10 protein-coding genes are annotated in these 19135 nt (G+C 43.1%); 8 read left to right on the forward strand and 2 right to left on the reverse strand.

Annotation, left to right across the window (positions count from 1 at the left end):
• The first annotated feature begins 2 nt into the window (after positions 1 to 2).
• The 7 genes from H8B17_RS03635 (at position 3) to H8B17_RS03665 (ending at position 12406) form a co-directional block, all read left to right on the forward strand.
• Complete coding sequence (locus H8B17_RS03635) at positions 3 to 2021, forward strand: aceric acid hydrolase (protein ID WP_190307787.1); 2019 nt, start codon at positions 3 to 5, stop codon at positions 2019 to 2021.
• Positions 2022 to 2079: 58 nt separating this feature from the next.
• Positions 2080 to 3498, forward strand: a complete 1419-nt coding sequence (locus tag H8B17_RS03640) for a sialate O-acetylesterase (protein ID WP_190307788.1) — start codon at positions 2080 to 2082, stop codon at positions 3496 to 3498.
• A 513-nt stretch (positions 3499 to 4011) separates the two neighbouring features.
• Entirely contained in the window at positions 4012 to 6342 is a 2331-nt protein-coding gene (locus H8B17_RS03645; RefSeq protein WP_190307789.1) for a DUF5703 domain-containing protein, read from the forward strand.
• Between the two features lie 134 nt (positions 6343 to 6476).
• The gene (gene rhaT / locus H8B17_RS03650) at positions 6477 to 7550 is read left to right on the forward strand and encodes an L-rhamnose/proton symporter RhaT (RefSeq protein WP_190307790.1); all 1074 of its coding nucleotides are present in this window, start codon (positions 6477 to 6479) and stop codon (positions 7548 to 7550) included.
• A 23-nt stretch (positions 7551 to 7573) separates the two neighbouring features.
• On the forward strand, positions 7574 to 9682 hold the full coding sequence (locus H8B17_RS03655) for a bifunctional aldolase/short-chain dehydrogenase (RefSeq protein ID WP_190307791.1): 2109 nt from the start codon (positions 7574 to 7576) through the stop codon (positions 9680 to 9682).
• Between the two features lie 23 nt (positions 9683 to 9705).
• A complete protein-coding gene (locus H8B17_RS03660; protein ID WP_190307792.1) occupies positions 9706 to 10980 on the forward strand; it encodes a TIM barrel protein in 1275 nt (424 codons plus the stop codon).
• Positions 10981 to 11059: 79 nt separating this feature from the next.
• Complete coding sequence (locus H8B17_RS03665) at positions 11060 to 12406, forward strand: FGGY-family carbohydrate kinase (RefSeq protein ID WP_190307793.1); 1347 nt, start codon at positions 11060 to 11062, stop codon at positions 12404 to 12406.
• A 137-nt stretch (positions 12407 to 12543) separates the two neighbouring features.
• Here the strand turns inward: H8B17_RS03665 and H8B17_RS03670 are convergent, their stop codons facing one another.
• Together H8B17_RS03670 and H8B17_RS03675 are read right to left on the reverse strand one after the other, a co-directional pair.
• Positions 12544 to 13980 carry a glycoside hydrolase family 28 protein gene (locus H8B17_RS03670; RefSeq protein WP_223816341.1) on the reverse strand — a complete coding sequence of 479 codons (1437 nt, stop codon included), beginning with the start codon at positions 13978 to 13980 and terminating at the stop codon, positions 12544 to 12546.
• A 54-nt stretch (positions 13981 to 14034) separates the two neighbouring features.
• The gene (locus H8B17_RS03675) at positions 14035 to 17775 is read right to left on the reverse strand and encodes a hybrid sensor histidine kinase/response regulator transcription factor (RefSeq protein WP_223816342.1); all 3741 of its coding nucleotides are present in this window, start codon (positions 17773 to 17775) and stop codon (positions 14035 to 14037) included.
• A gap of 241 nt (positions 17776 to 18016) precedes the next feature.
• Between H8B17_RS03675 and H8B17_RS03680 the strand changes: the two genes are divergently transcribed.
• Complete coding sequence (locus tag H8B17_RS03680) at positions 18017 to 19081, forward strand: GntR family transcriptional regulator (RefSeq protein ID WP_223816343.1); 1065 nt, start codon at positions 18017 to 18019, stop codon at positions 19079 to 19081.
• The last annotated feature ends 54 nt before the right edge of the window (positions 19082 to 19135 follow it).

A 19135-nucleotide genomic window follows, 5' to 3' on the forward strand; every position in this document is an offset into this window, starting at 1 on the left:
ACATGAAAGCAAAAAACAATCTACTTATACTTGCTTTGTCTGGTTTGCTAACCGGACAGTTATATGCGCAAGAAAAAGCGATTACAAATACGGGAGAAAGTCCTTTCGCCGTACAAAATGCCGTAAATATGGGGGATGTGTCTTGGACAAAAGGTTTCTGGGCAGAACGTACGAGCGTTTGTTACGAGCGTATGGTACCCCACCTTTGGGATGTATACACGAGTGCAGATATCAGCCACGCTTACCGTAACTTTGAAATCGCTGCGGGCCTAGCGGAAGGAGAACATAAAGGGCCTTCGTTTCATGATGGCGATTTTTATAAAACATTAGAGGCCGTTTGTGCATTATACGCGCAGACGAAAGACGAGCGTTTGCTGCAAATGATTGATGAAGTGACACCCGTGATCGCAAAATCGCAACGCGAAGATGGATATATCTACACAAAAGCAACCATCGACCAACGTAATTCTGGTGAGAATATCGAATTTCAGGATCGTTTAAGCTTTGAAGCCTATAACATCGGACATTTGATGACCGCCGGATGCATACACTACCGGGTAACGGGAAACAAGAACCTCTTGAATATCGCGGTTAAGGCGGCCGATTATCTCTACGGTTTCTATAAAAAATCGAATCCTACCTTAGCACGAAATGCTATCTGCCCATCGCATTACATGGGGACAATCGAGCTGTATCGCACGACGAAAGATCCTAAATATTTAGAATTGGCACAACACCTGGTCGATATTAAAGGGGAAATTGAAGACGGTACAGATGACAACCAAGATCGTATTCCGTTTCGTCAGCAGAATAAAGCCATGGGGCACGCGGTGAGAGCAAGCTATCTTTACGCCGGGGTAACCGATTTGGTTACAGAGATACAGGATACCACGTTGAGCAATCGTCTTTTTGCCATATGGGATGATGTCGTTAAGCACAAAATGTATATTACCGGAGGCTTGGGTTCCCTGTATGATGGAACATCACCGGATGGTACTTCTTACAACCCCACCGATGTACAGAAAATACACCAGGCTTTTGGGCGAGACTATCAACTGCCGAATTTAACAGCACATAATGAAACCTGCGCGAATATAGGCAATATGCTCTGGAACTGGCGGATGGCAGGCTTGACAGGCGATGCGAAATATATTGATGTACTCGAGTTAGCACTTTACAATAGTGTTTTGTCGGGCATCAGTTTAGATGGTGATAAGTTTTTATATACCAATCCGTTAAGCTATTCGTCTAACCTGCCTTTTCAGCAACGTTGGTCTAAAAAGCGCGTGCCTTATATTTCCTTGTCTAATTGCTGTCCGCCGAATGTGGTACGTACGATTGCGGAGGTTAGCAGTTATGCCTACAGTGTGTCCGATGACGCGGTATGGGTGAACCTGTTTGGTGGAAATATCCTCGATACCGAATATAAAGGCCAAAAAATTAAAATTTCACAAGAGTCGAACTATCCATGGGATGGTGACGCGTCGTTTGTTGTGGAGGAATTGCCCGCAAATTACGTTTTAAAATTACGTATACCGGGTTGGGCAGATGATGCCAAGATTATGAAAAACAATAAGGAGGTTGCCTTTCAGACAGAAAAGGGGTACGCGATATTGTCTGCCGGACTAAAAAAAGGAGACCGCATCACCCTTCAGCTACCCATGAACGTGACATTTATGGAAGCAAATCCATTGGTAGAGGAAGCACGAAACCAAGTAGCCGTAATGCGTGGACCGGTAGTTTACTGCCTTGAAAAAGCGGATGTTCCGGAAAATGCAGATATATTTGATTTGAAGATTAATGCATCGAGTAGCTTTGAGCCCGTAGAGGAATCGGTTCTTGGACAATCGATTGTATTCTTACAAGGCAATGCTTACACCGATAATACCGAAAAGTGGAACACACTATATAGGAAAGTATCAGCCGACGAACAAGAAGCTGTGTCGGTAAAGCTTGTTCCGTATTTCGCATGGGGAAACCGTACATTCGGTGATATGGCCGTTTGGTTGCCGCGCAAGTAGTGATGAATTATAAGTGGTAAGTGACTGTTTAACTTTCTCACTTTTTTAAGATAAAAAAATGAAACATTTAATTCTCGCACTGCTAGTATTCGCCTTCCTCGGTTCGCATGCCGAGGTGCGTCTTTCTGCCATTTTTACAGATGGTATGGTCTTGCAGCAGAAAAAGAGTGTCCCGATTTGGGGATGGGCAGGTAAGGCTGCTACGATAAAAGTGAAAACCTCCTGGGATAAGAAAGAATATCAGGTAAAGGCCAATGAAAAAGGTGTGTGGCGTGTGTTCATCCAAACACCGGAAGCAGGGGGGCCATATAGCCTGACAGTTTCGGAAGAGAATACGATCGTACTGGACGATGTATTGATCGGCGAGGTATGGTTGTGTTCTGGACAATCCAATATGGAGATGCCATTGAAGGGGTATCCCGCACAACCGATTATCGGTAGTACCGATGCTATTTTGGGGTCTAAAGATGAACAGTTGCGATTATATACGGTGCCACGCAACCCTCAACTAAAGCCGGCGGACGACAGCAAACCTTCTGTATGGAAGAAAGCTAATCCTCAAAACGTGGCTAATTTTAGTGCAACGGCTTATTTCTTCGGACGGAGATTACGAGATGTCTTGGATGTACCTGTTGGGCTTGTTCACAGTAGCTATGGTGGTTCGAATATAGAAGCCTGGATGGATGCCGCTTGGTTGCAAGACATCGAAGGGGTCGAAATTCCACAACAAGAAGAAGGACTTAAAGATAAAAACCGTGTACCTACTATGCTGTACAACGGCATGATCCATCCATTGGTAGAATATGGGATTAAAGGTATGATTTGGTACCAGGGCGAATCAAACTACGAAACAGCAGATCGATATGAAATCTTGTTTCCGCGCATGGTGGCGAAATATCGCGCGTTGTGGAAAGATGATATGTTGCCCTTTTATTTTACACAGATTGCCCCGTTTGATTATGCGTCTTTACCACCATATTACGTTGGCGGAAAATATAATTCGGCATTTATACGGGATGCGCAACGAAAATCCTTGGAAAAGATGCCGGAATCTGGCATGGCCGTTACGATGGATATAGGGGAGAAGAATTGTATCCATCCCGCGCATAAGAAAGAAGGAGGTGATCGCTTAGCTTTATTGGCCCTAGGTGATGCTTATCATATAGAAGGGCTAAACCATAGGAGTCCAGTTTACGATAGCATTGCTATTGACGGTAGCACGGTAGTCGTATATTTTAAGGATGCACCATTAGGGTTGACATCCTTCGGAAAGGATATCAAAAGCTTTGAAATTGCGGGAGAAAATAAAGTTTTCTACCCTGCTAGTGCGATTGTACAGGGTAAAACGATCGTTGTGTCGTCTCCACGTGTAGCCCATCCCGTTGCTGTGCGCTATGCGTTTAAAGATTTTGTGTTGGGAGACTTGTTTGGTGTTAACGGACTGCCTGTGGGTTCGTTCCGAACGGATGATTGGTAATCTTTTTTCCACTTTATCCATTAGAGTTTGTTTTTAACGGAATGGATGAGCACTTCGTGGTTTGACCGCAAAAGTGGAGCAAAACTCGTCACTTCGGATATTTGACAGGGAGGGACAGTACTAAGGATGAGTTTGTGCAGTCGTCAAATATCCGGAGGTGACTTTAGGTGTTAATTAGGGATAGTACAATTTGTATAGTCTGTTAATTTTTGTTTCTACGGTATTTAATAAACAAGAATAAAAAAGGATGTAGACACCCACGCACGCGGTACGCGGGCAAAAAGGGCCTAGCATTGTTCCGCGGCCAGCTTTACGCCGGCTATTCCGTTAAAAACAGCATGCTGTCTGACCGAAGGGAGTTGCATGCTGTTTCGGAATAGACAAGTAAAGGTAGCGGAACGATGCAAGTCTTGACTTTTTTTGCTTCGTTTTTTGTGTCAAGACAAAAAATGAAGGGAGTACAATTTGTGATGTCTGACAGTAGAGCGAACAGACGCAAAAAATGAAATAAGGATGAATAGATTAGCCTATATTGCTATCGTATTATTGATCGGCTGTGTGCAGCTTAGCGCTACGGTATATGCACAGGAATTTAATTGGGAAGATTATTATATCACCTGGGATAAACCGAGTAAACATTCCGGAGAGTCCATGCCATTGGGGGGAGGGGATATAGGTCTGAATGTATGGGTAGAAAATGGCGACATTCTTTTCTATTTAGGTAAATCGGGCGCTTTTGATGAAAATAACACCCTATTGAAACTCGGTCGGGTACGTCTAAAACTTTATCCTAACCCGTTTGAAGGTACCGTATTTAAGCAACAGTTGCAGGTGGATAAGGGGCAGGTTATTATTTCGGGAGAACATCATGGTATAAAGGCGGAAGTGTCTTTGTGGGTCGACGTGGAGCGTCCAAATGTTTACGTGGATATTCAGGCGAATAAAAAAATGGCGGTGGAAGCCGCTTACGAAAGTTGGCGTTATAAAGAGCGCTTTCCTAAAAAGAGAGAAAATAATGCCAACTCGTGGAAATGGGCTCCTCCACATGAGGTGGTGACAAAACGGGATAGCATTTATACGCGAGATGATAAAGTGGTGTTTTTCCACCAGAATTCGGATAGTAGCGTATTTGATATTGTCGTGCGACAGCAAGGGATGGAATCGGTGAAGGATTCTTTATACAATCCACTCGACGGGTTGATCTCGGGCGGAATGTTGCAAAGTCAGGATTTTACCTTCGTCGAACAGCGTTCGGGTAAATATATGGATACCGACTATCAAGCTTGGGTGCTGAAAAGCAAAAAGCCTGCTGCCAAACACGCCTTGCAGGTGTCATTACATGTAGCGGGGCCGGTTTCGTTAGCCGATTGGCAGCAACAGCTAAAGGATTTGGCCTATTCGAAGGAATCAAAATCCCGCACGAAGAGCCGGAATCTGGAATGGTGGCGCAACTTCTGGGATAGAAGCTATATTCGCATACAACCCACTACACCAGATGAGCATAATGAGCGTTGGCAAGTGGGCCGTAACTATCAGCTTTTCCGCTTTATGTTGGCCGCAAATGCCTATGGTGAATATCCGACAAAATTTAATGGTGGATTGTTCACGTACGATCCATCATCTATTGACAGCACAATGAATTTTACACCTGACTTCCGCAATTGGGGAGGAGGAACCCACACGGCGCAAAACCAACGTTTGGTATATTGGCCTATGCTAAAAAGTGGCGACTTTGATATGATGCCAGCGCAGTTCAAGTTTTACCAACGGATACAGCGCAACGCGGAATGGCGATCGAAAGTATATTGGGGTCACGATGGTGCGAGCTTTACTGAGCAGATTGAGAATTTTGGGTTGCCGAACCCGGCAGAATATAATTGGAAACGACCCGAAGATTATGATAAGGGCGTTGAATATAATGCTTGGTTGGAGCATCAGTGGGATACGGTACTGGAATTCTGTATGATGATGCTGGAAACAGCTCATTACAACGATGCCGATATCCGTCCTTATATTCCTTTTATAGAAAGCTGTTTGCGATTCTTCGACGAGCACTATCAATATCAGGCAAAAAAACTTGGAAGTAAGGTTTTAGATCAAAACGGGCATTTGGTTTTCTATCCCGGTTCTTCGGCAGAAACATATAAAATGGCCTACAATGCATCGACGACGGTAGCCGCATTGCAAGAAGTTACCCGAAGGATGTTGTCACTTTCCGCAGCAGTGGTAAATGATTCATTACGAACTTATCTGGAGGAATTCCAGCAAAAGATACCGCCTTTACCCACTAGAGTACTAAATGGGAAGAAAATGTTGGCACCGGCTGAAATATGGGCTCGAATTAATAATACAGAAGCACCACAGCTATATGGTGTATATCCTTGGGGGATATATGGCGTGGGAAGACCGGATATGGACGTCGCGTTAAATACCTTTCATGACGATCCCGATGTGTTAAAATTCAGGAGTCATGTTGGCTGGAAACAGGATAATATTTTTGCCGCACGCCTAGGACTAACAGCAGAAGCTAAAAAATTTACCACCCTTAAATTAAAAAATGCGGATCGACGTTTTCCGACCTTTTGGGGGCCTGGTTTTGATTGGGTTCCAGATCATAATTGGGGAGGGTCAGGCATGATTGGCCTACAAGAAATGTTATTGCAGGCAGTGGACGATAAACTCTACCTTTTCCCGGCTTGGCCAGTAGAATGGGACGTAGATTTCAAGCTTCATGCCCCCCATCAAACAACGGTAGAAGGCAAATTACGTAACGGGAAGCTCGTCGATCTACGGGTATTACCAGAGAAGCGAACAGCGGATGTTATCAATATGCTTGGACGATAATCGATAACACACGTTACCCATGGAAAACAAATTGAACGACGGGATACATGACAGAACATAACAGTTTTCTCTATTATTCCTTTTACCTTGGAACGTTCTTATGAAGAATCGATATATTATTTAATACATAATTTATGAATGCATTAGCTGGAGTTTTATTCCACTTTATAGGCGGTTTTGCGTCTGGTAGCTTCTATGTTCCTTACAAGAAAGTAAGAGGATGGTCATGGGAAGCAATGTGGATTCTCGGGGGACTCTTTTCTTGGATTATTGTGCCACCCATCGCGGCTTGGCTTACGATCCCGAATTTTGGAGATATCATCCGGGAAGCGGATGCGTCAACCTTAGGTTACACGTATTTATTTGGGCTCTTATGGGGTATCGGTGGCCTGACCTATGGTTTGGGCGTACGTTATCTTGGGGTGTCGTTAGGTAGTAGTGTCATGTTGGGCTTGAGTATGGTATTTGGCTCGTTAATGCCCGCTATTTACTATTTTTTCAACCAATCGCCCGGTAAACAAGGTATCGATTATTTCTTTACCACAAACGCAGGAATCTGTGTAATGATAGGGCTTTTGGTCTGTATAGTGGGAATATATCTCTGTGGACGTGCAGGGATCTTAAAAGAAAGAAGTTTAGCCTCCCTGTCAGCAGAAGCAAAGTTGGGGTACAATTTCGGAGTAGGAATTGTCGTGGCGATTGTATCCGGCGTGTTGAGTGCCTGCTTTAACTTTGGTATCGAAGCCGGAAAACCACTGGCGGATGTTGCGAATCAACTCTGGAAGGCAGCAAATCCTAATCAGGGCGAATTCCTGTATCAAAATAACGTGAGTTACGTCGTCATCCTATGGGGAGGATTCACAACGAATGTGATCTGGTGCCTTTATTTATTGACAAAAAACAAAACATTTTCTGATTATACGAATAAAACAGCTCCGCTGCGGAAGAACCTTTTGCTATGTGCATTGGGAGGAACGACTTGGTATCTACAGTTTTTCTTCTACGGTATGGGCGAAAGCCGTCTCGGAAACGGAGCGAGCTCCTGGATTCTCCATATGGCGTTTATCATTTTGATCGCCAATGCTTGGGGTGTTATCTTAAAAGAATGGAAAGGGGTGAATAAATCGACCTATACCTCTATTATAGCTGGTATTGCGACGATTATCCTGTCTATTTGTATTGTTGGATTAGCAAAAACATTAGAATAATAAAATATCAAATTTAAATAGCCGTGAAAGAATACAAACATGTAAACTATCTATGGGACGAACAAAAAGCAAAATCACTAGAAGGTGATGAAGTTGCTTTATTGTTATATCGCTCCAATTTGTTGGGGTCAGATTTGCGCATTACAAATTATGGCGGTGGAAATACATCGTGTAAAACAATTGATAAAGATCCATTGACGGGTGAAGAGGTGGAAGTGATGTGGATCAAAGGATCTGGTGGTGATATCGGTACACTGAAGAAGTCGGGCTTGGCGGCGTTATATGTAGAGCGCCTGCGCAACTTGGAGAATGTATACCGTGGTATTGAACACGAAGATGAAATGGTGGAATTGTTCAACCACTGTATCTTTGATTTGGCTTCAAAAGCTCCGTCGATTGATACGCCGTTACATGGTTTCCTCCCGTTCAAACATATTGACCACTTGCATCCAGATGCTGCCATTGCGATTGCGGCAGCGAAAGATGGAAAAAAAATTACGCAAGAGCTTTTTAACGGTACGATCGGATGGGTGGAATGGCAGAAGCCAGGATTTGATCTTGGATTGCAATTGCGAGCTTGTCTGGAAGAAAATCCAGGTATTCGTGGAATTATGTTGGGGTCGCATGGGCTATTTACATGGGGGGATACGGCCTATGAAAGCTATGTGAATTCATTAGATGTTATCGAAACCTGTGCGGAGTATTTAGCACAGAACTATGGTAAGACAAGACCCGTGTTTGGTGGTCAAAAAGTAGACAGTCTACCGGCTGATGCACGGAAGGAACAAGCAGCTGCGCTAGCCCCGATTTTGAGAGGTTTCTGTTCGAGCGAACGCCATATGATCGGTCATTTTACGGATGATGAAAAAGTGCTCGAATATATCAATTCAAACGATTTGGAGCGTCTAGCTCCGTTAGGGACGAGCTGTCCGGATCACTTTTTACGGACAAAAATACAACCCCTTATCTTAAACTTAGATAAAGGTGCAGATTTGAGCGATGTAGAAGCTGTGAAGGCGCAATTAGTACCCCTTTTCGAAGACTACCGGGCGATGTATACCGAGTATTACGAGACTTGTAAGCACCCAAATAGTCCGGCTATTCGCGATCGGAACCCAGTTATTATCTTGTATCCAGGTGTAGGTATGTTTGCCTTTGCAAAAGATAAGCAAACGGCACGGGTAGCAGCGGAATTCTACATCAACGCGATCAATGTGATGAAAGGATCTGAAGCTGTCAGTGAATATACGTCATTACCTAGACAAGAAGCCTTTAATATCGAGTATTGGTTGTTAGAAGAAGCGAAACTTCAGCGGATGCCGAAGCCGAAAGCACTATCTGGTAGAATCGCATTGGTTACTGGAAGTGCCGGGGGGATTGGTAAAGCGATAGCGAAGAAATTTGCGCAGGAAGGCGCTGTTGTATTGTTGAACGACTTGAACGCTGAACGTCTTGCGGGTGCGGAACAAGAATTTATCGAACTATTTGGCAAAGATGCCGTAGCAACGGCTATATTAGATGTGACCAACCAAGAGCAAATAGAAGAAGCATTGAAGAAAGCTGCATTAGCTTTTGGTGGTATAGATATTATCGTAAACAACGCGGGCTTGTCGATTTCTAAATCCATTGAAGACCATACGCAAAAAGATTGGAACTTACTATATGACGTTTTGGTGAAGGGACAGTTCCTCGTGACCCAAGGAGCAACACACGTATTGAAAGCGCAACATATTGGTGGTGATATTGTCAATATCGTGAGTAAGAATGCCCTAGTAAGTGGTCCTAACAATGCGGGCTACGGTAGTGCGAAAGCCGCGCAACTTCACCTTAGCCGTTTGAATGCTGCGGAATTGGGCGCAGCTCGGATTCGTGTCAATGTGGTAAATCCGGATGCGGTAATTTCCGATAGTAATATTTGGGCTGGTGGATGGGCCGAAGGTCGTGCCAAAGCTTATGGTATTACGGTAGAGGAATTGCCAGCTTATTACGCGAAGCGTACACTGCTAAACGAAATTATTTTACCGGATGATATCGCAAATGCATGCTTTGCATTTGTTGGTGGAAATCTAAATAAATCGACCGGAAACGTACTAAACGTAGATGGTGGCGTTGCCATGGCCTTCGTACGTTAGTTTTTTTACTTAAATTTAAACAGATGAAGCTAGATAATCAAACGATAGAACAACATAATCGTGAATTCGTGGAGAAGCACCAACGTGCTTTCTCCTACACGACCGAAAACATCGCGAATGCCGAAGAAATAATGGATAAGTTGCAACAATTCAATATTGCTATTCCAAGTTGGGCATTGGGTACCGGTGGAACTCGTTTTGGCCGCTTTTCGGGTAAGGGTGAGCCAGGAACGTTAGAGCAGAAGATTGAAGATGTTGGATTATTGCACGCACTGAACCGTTCTAGCGGGGCTATTTCACTCCATATTCCATGGGATATTCCGCAAGATGCCGAAAAGATAAAAGCACTTGCAGCTTCCCACGGTTTGGGTTTTGATGCAGTAAACTCCAATACGTTTCAAGATCAGCCTGGCCAAGAGCACAGTTACAAGTTTGGCTCTTTGCACCATGTTGATCCAAAAGTTCGTAAACAAGCGGTCGATCATAATATCGAAGTGATCAAACATGGTATAGCATTAGGATCAAAAGCATTGACCGTTTGGTTGGCTGACGGTTCTTCCTTTCCGGGCCAGCTCAATTTTCGCGAGGCTTTCCAAAATACGTTAGAAAGTTTGAAAGAGATTTATAAACATTTACCAGAAGATTGGAAAATGTTTGTCGAATACAAAGCCTTTGAACCAAACTTCTATTCGACAACGATAGCAGACTGGGGACAATCGCTGTTACTCGCTAGCAAATTGGGCGATAAAGCCTATACTTTAGTGGATTTGGGACATCATTTGCCGAATGCGAATATTGAGCAGATCGTTTCTTTATTGCTGATGGAAGGTAAGTTGGGTGGTTTCCATTTCAACGACAGTAAATATGCAGACGATGACTTAACGGCAGGAAGTATCAAGCCGTATCAGTTATTCCTAATTTTTAGTGAACTGGTCGATGGAATGGACGCACGAGGAATCGACCATGCGACAGGCCTGGGATGGATGATTGATGCATCACACAACTTAAAAGATCCATTAGTAGACCTATTGCAATCGGTAGAAGCGATTAAGATTGCTTATGCACAGGCGCTGTTAGTGGATCGCAAAGCGTTAAAAGAAGCCCAACAACAAAATGACGTTGTGCGTGCACAAGAGATTTTGCAAGATGTATTCCGTACGGACGTACGGTCATTGGTTGCCGAGGCGCGCTTGCGCCAAGGAGGTGCCTTAAACCCTGTAACGTTGTTTAACGAATTAGGTATCAGAAATAGCCTAATCGAAGAACGCGGCAGCAATACCGTAGCGACGGGATTGTAGCCACAAAGAGTAAGACACAATTTTTTCAATTGATCCGCCTTATTGGCGGATCATTTTTAGCTAATTTTAAATTTTCAAAATGCGTACACCAGTTGTCGCTATTTTCGATGTAGGGAAGACGAACAAAAAATTGTTTTTGTTTGATGAGCGTTATAATATTGTTTTTGAACGCTCAGCTCGGTTTTTGGAGACTGTAGACGAAGATGGAGACCCATGTGAAAATCTCGAAAGTTTACGTCTCTCCGTATTCGACTCGCTTCATGAAGTTTTTCGTTTGGACGAGTTTGATATCAAAGCGATCAACTTCACTTCGTATGGTGCCAGTTTTGTCTATTTAGATGAAAGCGGGCGACCATTGACCCCTTTGTATAATTATCTCAAAACCTATCCGAAAGCTTTAGAAGATCAATTGTACCATAACTATGGTGGAGTAGAAGACTTCTCGTTAAAGACAGCATCGCCAGCGTTGGGCAGCTTGAACTCGGGACTTCAGGTATATCGTTTGCAACAGGAAAAGCCGGAAGTATACGAAAAAATGAAATATGCGGTACATCTACCACAATACCTTAGTTTTTTAGTTTCCGGACAGATATATTCGGATATGACCAGTATCGGCTGTCATACTGCATTATGGGATTTTGATAAGAATGATTATCACCAATGGGTGAAAGATACAGGCATCGAACAGAAACTAGCACCCGTTGTCAAAGGAGAAGAAGTGTTTTCGGCTGCTTTTCCAGGAAGCACTTATAAGGTGGGTGTAGGGCTGCATGATAGCTCTTCGGCATTAATTCCGTACCTGCTAAATTTCCATGAACCTTTTATTCTGATTTCTACGGGCACTTGGTGTATTTCACTAAATCCGTTTAATGACGAGGGATTAACCAAAGAGCAGTTAGAAAAAGATTGTCTGTTTTACATGACCTACGCCGGTACGCCGGTGAAAGCCTCTCGTTTGTTTGCTGGTTATGAGCATGACGTGCAGACAAAACGTATTGCGGAGCACTTTCAGGTAACGACGGGCCGCTTTAAGCAAATTGAAATTGATTGGTCATTAATAGATAAACTTAGTGTAGGGAAGGAAATTCCATCTAGTCTGGATGCTTTTGGACAAGTTGATTTGGATAACTTTGAGGATTACGTAGAGGCGTACCATGCATTTATGCTATACCTCGTCGAAGCACAAGTGGCTTCTACCCGTCTTATATTAGCAGAAAAGAGGATCAAACGGATTTTCGTAGATGGTGGTTTTAGTAAGAATAATATCTTTATGAACTTACTGGCCAGAACGTTCGGTAATATCGAGTTATATGCCGCATCGATGGCGCAGGCTACGGCTATCGGCGCTGCCTTAGTGATTCATGACCAATGGAATAGACAATCCGTTCCGAGCGACATTATCGAATTACGCTATTATCGCGCGTAGATCAAGACTTTTATTATACAGTGTTTATTTTAAAAGCGTGTAGATGTAAAGTCTACGCGCTTTTTTTCTGAAAGTCTCTGTTTTCAAAAGACATCAAGAGCCTTTATGCTGTTGATGATTCAAGTGACCATGAAGTTTTATAACGAGATGCCGGTTGTATGCTCTTTTGCTATCGTCGAACCATCTTCACTTACAAGGTTGAAATCTTGTATATCCCAGTTTTTACTGTAACGGATTTTGCCAGCTTCTTTGGCTTCGATAGATACACGCTGCAGGGTGATACCTTCTACCCAAGAGGAAGGAAGCCCCTCTACGTTGATGGCTCTGCTAGCTCCCTTGATATGTACATTACGCATCGTGATGTCCCGAAAAGTTGGGATGCCCCGCTCAGCAGGTTCCACGGGTTGTAACAACTTTTTCCAATGTATTGGGATTTTTTCATAATCATATCCTTCCGGCAGTGTAGAATAGCTGTACGTCGGATTCCAGTTCATGTTTATCTGCAAGGCAACGCCTACACTGTCCATTTTGACATTTTCCAGTACGATATGTTCTACCGTCCCGCCACGGGTTATTGCCGACTTGATATTCAGACAGTTTTTGGTGCCCGAACCTTGGATATTGGAGGCATAAACATGGCGGATACTGCCAGAGGTTTCGCTACCCAAGGTGAGTAATCCACCTCCACGACGGGCAAAGCAATCCCGAATAACAATGTATTCAGCCGGTCTGTTTACACGTAAACCGTCAGCATCACGACCTGCTTTGATACAAAAATTATCATCGTTGCAATCAATATCCGTGTTCTGCACTAAAATCCAGGACGAGGAGTCAATATCGATGCCATCCGTACTTGGTCCATGGCCGTCCACGTTGTTATTGATCGTTAAACCATCCACAGTGACATAGGAGGAATATAAAATCTGTACCGTCCAAAAGCCTGCTTGTTGTATTTCCAGATCTTTTAAGGTTATATTTTTTGCATCTGATACGAGGATGGTACGTGGACGGCGTGCGTCGTAATCTACAATCCAGCGTAAACCTTTCGGTTCGTATTCTTCTGTTCTCATCCGCCAATATTGCTCCCAAAAGGGTTTGCCCTGTGCATGAATGAGTCCTCTCCCGCTAATAACGGCATTCTCCTGATGGAGGATATTAATTAACGCTGCCGGCCATTCCATCTCAATACCAGCTACACGTGTATCAATTACCTTATAATCGTCGATGTCTTGGCTTCCTAGTAACGTAACACCACTGTCTATACGCAGGTGGACATTACTTTTTACAAATATAGAACCGGTAAGATAAGCGCCTGACTGAAAGCGAACGAGACCGCCTCCTTCTTTGGCACAGGCATCGATAGCCGATTGAATAGCATTTGTGTTTAATGTTATGCCGTCGTTTTTAGCCCCATAATCGTTAACGATAAATTCTTTGATTTTTGTCGGTTGTGATTGCGCGCCGACTTTGGTACGCCAGTCTTCCGTAAGGGGTTTTTCTTGGCAACAAACTCGCGAAAGAGAAAGGCAGATAGCCAAAAAGGATAAAAAAATAAGATGCGCAGGTTTCATCATAACGATATACAATAAGTTGACCCTGCAATTTATAGGATTATTTGTGTAAAGGCGTTATGTGCTGTCCTGCGATACATCAGACGAAGATGTTTGGCATTGTTTGGCATACGCACTGGGCGAACATCCGATTTTTGTTTTAAACGTTTTTCGGAAATACTCCGGATCATTGAACCCGACCATATACGCGACTTCATTGATTTGAAATTTATTGTCTTTAAGGAGCTGTTGCGCGCGTTTTAAGCGAATCTCTTTAATTAAATCATTCATCGTGTAGCCCGTCAACGCTTTCATTTTTCGGTAAAGTTGCGCTCTGCTAAGTCCGATTGCGCGACACACGTCTTCGATTTTTAAATCAGAGTCTTGTATATGTTTATCGATATAAGCCAATACTTTTTGTAATAAGACTTCGTCAGGCGATTGTGGGGTTGTTTTTGTTGGTTCGATAGCGATAACCTGTTGTTTAAACTTTTCCTGTATATGAAAACGGGTTAGGAGCTGATTTCGTACTTTTAGCGCGAGTACAGGTAAATAGAAAGGTTTAACCATATAGTCGTCTGCTCCGGTTTCTAACCCTTCTAACTCATACTCAACCCAGGTCCGTGCAGTCAGTAGAATAACGGGAATATGACGGAGCAATACATCCGATTTTACTTGACGGGTAAAAGATATACCGTCGATTTTGGGCATCATGACATCACTGATAATCAAATCAGGTACATGTTTTCGTGCTAGTGTTAATCCCTGTTCACCATTTGACGCTTCGAGTATATGGTAGCTACTGCGGAAGAATTGAGCCAGATAGCTCCGCATTTGATCGTTGTCCTCTACTAAAAGCAAGGTGCACTGTCGTGGAAGCGAAGGGAGCTCTTCGGGGATCTCGGCAGGCGAGACATTTGTCGACGAAACAGGGGTATCTTGTAGCGTTTCCAACTCGTCGTAGGGTCCTGCGACCTTTGGTGTCTGCGGTAATACAATGCGAAATAAGGTCAGCTTATTCCGTTTCGTATTCGTACGGCTTTCCACTGTCAGTTTTCCGCCGTGCATTTCGATGAGCGTCTTGCTATAACTCAGGCCAAGGCCGGTGCCGCCCGGTACGGTAGATTTACCTTGCAGAAAAGGTTTAAAAATACGGTCGAGATCTTCCGGCGAAATACCTTTTCCATTGTCGATGACGTCTATGTATAAATGCGCTTCCTGTTGCTGGATACGAACTTTGATCATACCGCCGCTGTCTGTGAACTTAAGCGCATTCGATAATAGATTGTACAAGACTTTCTCTATTTTATCCGCATCTAATGTCACATAAATGGCCGGTTTCGATGACGCGAGTTTAAGATGTATCTTCTTCTGGCGAGCTTGTTGCGTAAAAGAGTCAACAACCTGCTGTATCAGGGAGATTAATTCCGTTTGCTCCATATGGAGTTCTTCATTCCCCGTCTCAAAACGTCGTATATCTAATAATTGATTTACGGTTTTTAAAAGATGTTGGCCATTGTTTTCCATCGTTTTAAGTTGCTCTTGTACCCGTAAATCTTGTCCTCCCCATGTTTTCAACTGTTGTATAGGTGAGAGGATTAAGGTAAGTGGTGTTTTTATCTCATGAGAAATATTGGTGAAAAACTGAACCTTACTTTCGTGGAGCTCCCGCTCTTTTTCATGTAGAATAGCTTCGTAATTAAGCTTTGATTTGAGCTTGGTATAGCGGGTTATGTAATAATAGAATGCGTATAGTAACAGGAGAAAAATAAGCGTATAGAGGCTATAAGCTCCTTGACTCGCCCAAAAAGCAGGAGCGACAGAGATCGACAGTTCGGTGGGTACGGTTGCCCATATCCCATCGCTATTAGAAGCTTTTACTTTGAACGTATAGTTGCCGGGAGCAAGATTAGAGTAACTGGCAACGCGTTTATTAGCATCTCCATATATCCAGTCCTTGTCAAAACCTTCCAACATATAGGCATATTGATTGCCTGCTGGATTGACGAAGTGCAGGGCAGCAAACTCAATACTAATACTTTTATCTTCATGCGTTAGCCCTATAGAAGAACTTAGGTACAGCGGACGCTGTAATACCACCCTGTTATTTATCTGTTGATTCACTTCCACAGGTTGATTGAGAATTCGGAGTTCGGTTAGTACAACTTTCGGAGCTATTTTATTTGTCCGGATACTATCCGGACAGAAATGGTTTATCCCCTTGTTCCCTCCAAAATAAAGTCTATTCGCACGGGTACTCCGGTACACCGCACCATCGGCAAATTCGTTGCTCTGCAAACCGTCTTGTTTTGAAAAGGTACGGATATCTAGCGTTTTTTTGTTTATTCGTGAAATACCCTGTTTATGACTAGCCCAAATAAAACCATTATCATCTTCGGTAATGCCAGCAATGGTACCCTTGGGCCACGCATCGCCAAGGAGAGAGAGTTGTTTTACTTGGTTCGTCTGCGGATCATAGCAATCTAGACCATTCCCTGTTCCAATCCAAACTCGGTTTTCGCTATCCTCAAACATGCTGTATATTCTATTATCACTTATAGAAGTAGTCGTTGGATTGCCATGATGCAGTGTCCGTAGAAGGGCTAGCCGACCGTCATTGGATTCTTTAAAAATAAAGACTCCTCCGCCTTCTGTTCCGGCCCATATTTGTTTTTTATAATCAACGAAAATACTCCATACATGCTGTTGCGTAAGCACATTGCTTAGATCAAAGGTTTCTACGCTTTGGCGGTGACGATCGAACTTAGAGATACCATTCCAAGTCGCTAACCAGATATCCCCATCAGAATCTTCCGCCATACCGTACACACCGATATTCACTATCGCGGAATCTCGGATGCGTTCGATAAAACCCAAACGTGGGTTGTAACGATCTAAACCATTTTGGCTTCCAATCCAAGTATAACCTTCCGTATCACAAAAAACCTTCTTAATATAGTTATTCTGAATGGAATGCTGGGTCTGTGGATCGTGTTGGAAATGTTGATATTCTCCATTTTTTTTGACGAGTGTAACTCCCTTACTTCGTGTGCCGACCCATAGATTTCCATCTTTGTCTTCGGAAATGGAACGAACGATATTCTCGGCAAGAGAATTCGGTCGATCTGGATAATGATAAAGATAATGAAAAGGACTAGCGTCCAGATAGGCGCGATTAATGCCATTGCTGTAGGTTCCGAGCCAGATAACATGTTGTTCGTCTAGGAAAATGTCGCTAACGTATCCATCGTTTATCGACCACGGATTCCCGGCATCAACGGTATATGTTTTTTGCTTTCCGGACGGAAGATGCGTTTCCACCAAAGTTGTTGAAAGGTTGTCTAAATGCCATCTTGTTTGTTCATAGCTAACATTCACTTGAAGGCGGTGGTTCCGTCGGTTTATTTTATCTTTTAGTTCGGGAGGGCAATCTTCCAAGGAGAGACGATCAAAATCATCTGTTTCATAGTTATAACGGCATAACGTTTGTTCGTCGAATGTGGATATCCATAAATCTCCTTTGTTGTCAGCGAGAATATTATGTATACGGCTATTTATTAGACTTCTGCTATTTAATGCGTCATACCGATAAACACGTATATTATAGCCGTCGTATCGACAAAGTCCAGACCAGGTGCCGAACCACATAAAGCCATACTTATCTTTTGCTATACCGTGTATGGTACTTTGGGGTAAGCCATTTTCAGATGTAATATGATCAAATTTGAGTTGCAGGAACTGACCACGAGTATGTAATCCTATGCTCGTTAGCAGCACAAGAAACATGGTTATGATTGTTGTTTTTTTTTCGATTAGCATAGCCCCTGACATAATGATCTAAAATACAAAAAAAGCTTGATAGTGCTGTCCCGTTCCATCCTGATAAATCAAATTCGGCAGGGTTGAGACGTTTTTACAGGGAATTTGAGCATTTTTTACTGGCTAAGGTTTGTTGTTCGGAATAGCTTTGTAAAACGCTGATCACGCTATATAAACAACGGATTCAATATCATGGAGATAAAATAACAAGATTTGTTAACCAACCTTAAATTATAGTAACATGGAAACTTTATATATTTCCTCACGTGCACGCGGTACCATAAATGCCGCACTGATTAAGATGATTAAGATCAACGATTTTTCTGCGACCCCTAAATACGTACAGGTAGCTGATGCAATTGTGGAGGCGATTAAGCAAAAGGTCGTTGAAATCGGTGATGCACTTCCGTCTATTAATGATCTAAGTTACCAATTGCAAATTGCACGGGATACGGTGGAGAAAGGATATCGTAAATTACGTCAGGAGGAGATTATTAAGTCTTCTCCGGGGAAAGGTTATTTTGTTGCGAAGGAACACTCCTTTCGCTTGCGAACGGCTGTATTCTTAAACAAGTTAAGTGCACATAAGAAGATTGTTTACGATGCATTAGCAGCGAAGTTAGGCGGCGAGGCTTCCATAGACCTTTTTGTATACAATAGTGATATTACCCAGCTACGCACGCTACTACAAAATTTGTCTCAGCCCTACGATTATTATGTTGTCTTTCCCTACTTTAAGGAAGGAAGAGAAAAAGCGGCAGAAGTACTGTCTGTTATCCCAACCGACAAGCTGTTGTTGTTGGGACGTGATGTGGATGGCGTACATGGAGATTTTCCGATTGTATGTGAAAACCATGAGAAAGATATATACGAAGCATTGGAGTCTATCCGGGAGCCACTCTCCAAATACAGTATGCTCAAATTGGTTTTTCCGGATAATAGCGATTATCCAAAAACCATTATCAAGGGTTTCTATAAATTTTGCCAGGAATATGCTTTTGATCATTTGTTGGTTGGTGATCTGGATGAAGAACCTATAGAAAAAGAAACCTGTTATATTAACCTAGCGGAAGACGACTTATTTCGGCTGTTGGATAAAGTGAGTGTAAAAGGGCTGGAAATTGGACGAGATATTGGGGTAATCTCCTACAACGAAACTCCGCTTAAAAAATTTATATTAAACGGTATCACAACCATTTCTACAGATTTCCGCCTGATGGGCGAATATGCAGCTACCAGTATTCTGGATGGATTGAAAAGTCGTTTAGAAGTACCTTTTTATACTGTTTTGCGTGCCTCGGTATAAGCGAGTGTACATCGCTTATACCGCGAAGTGACAGGACGCCGCAGGATGCAAAAC

The organism is Sphingobacterium arenae (assembly GCF_014692505.1).
GTDB lineage: Bacteria > Bacteroidota > Bacteroidia > Sphingobacteriales > Sphingobacteriaceae > Sphingobacterium > Sphingobacterium arenae.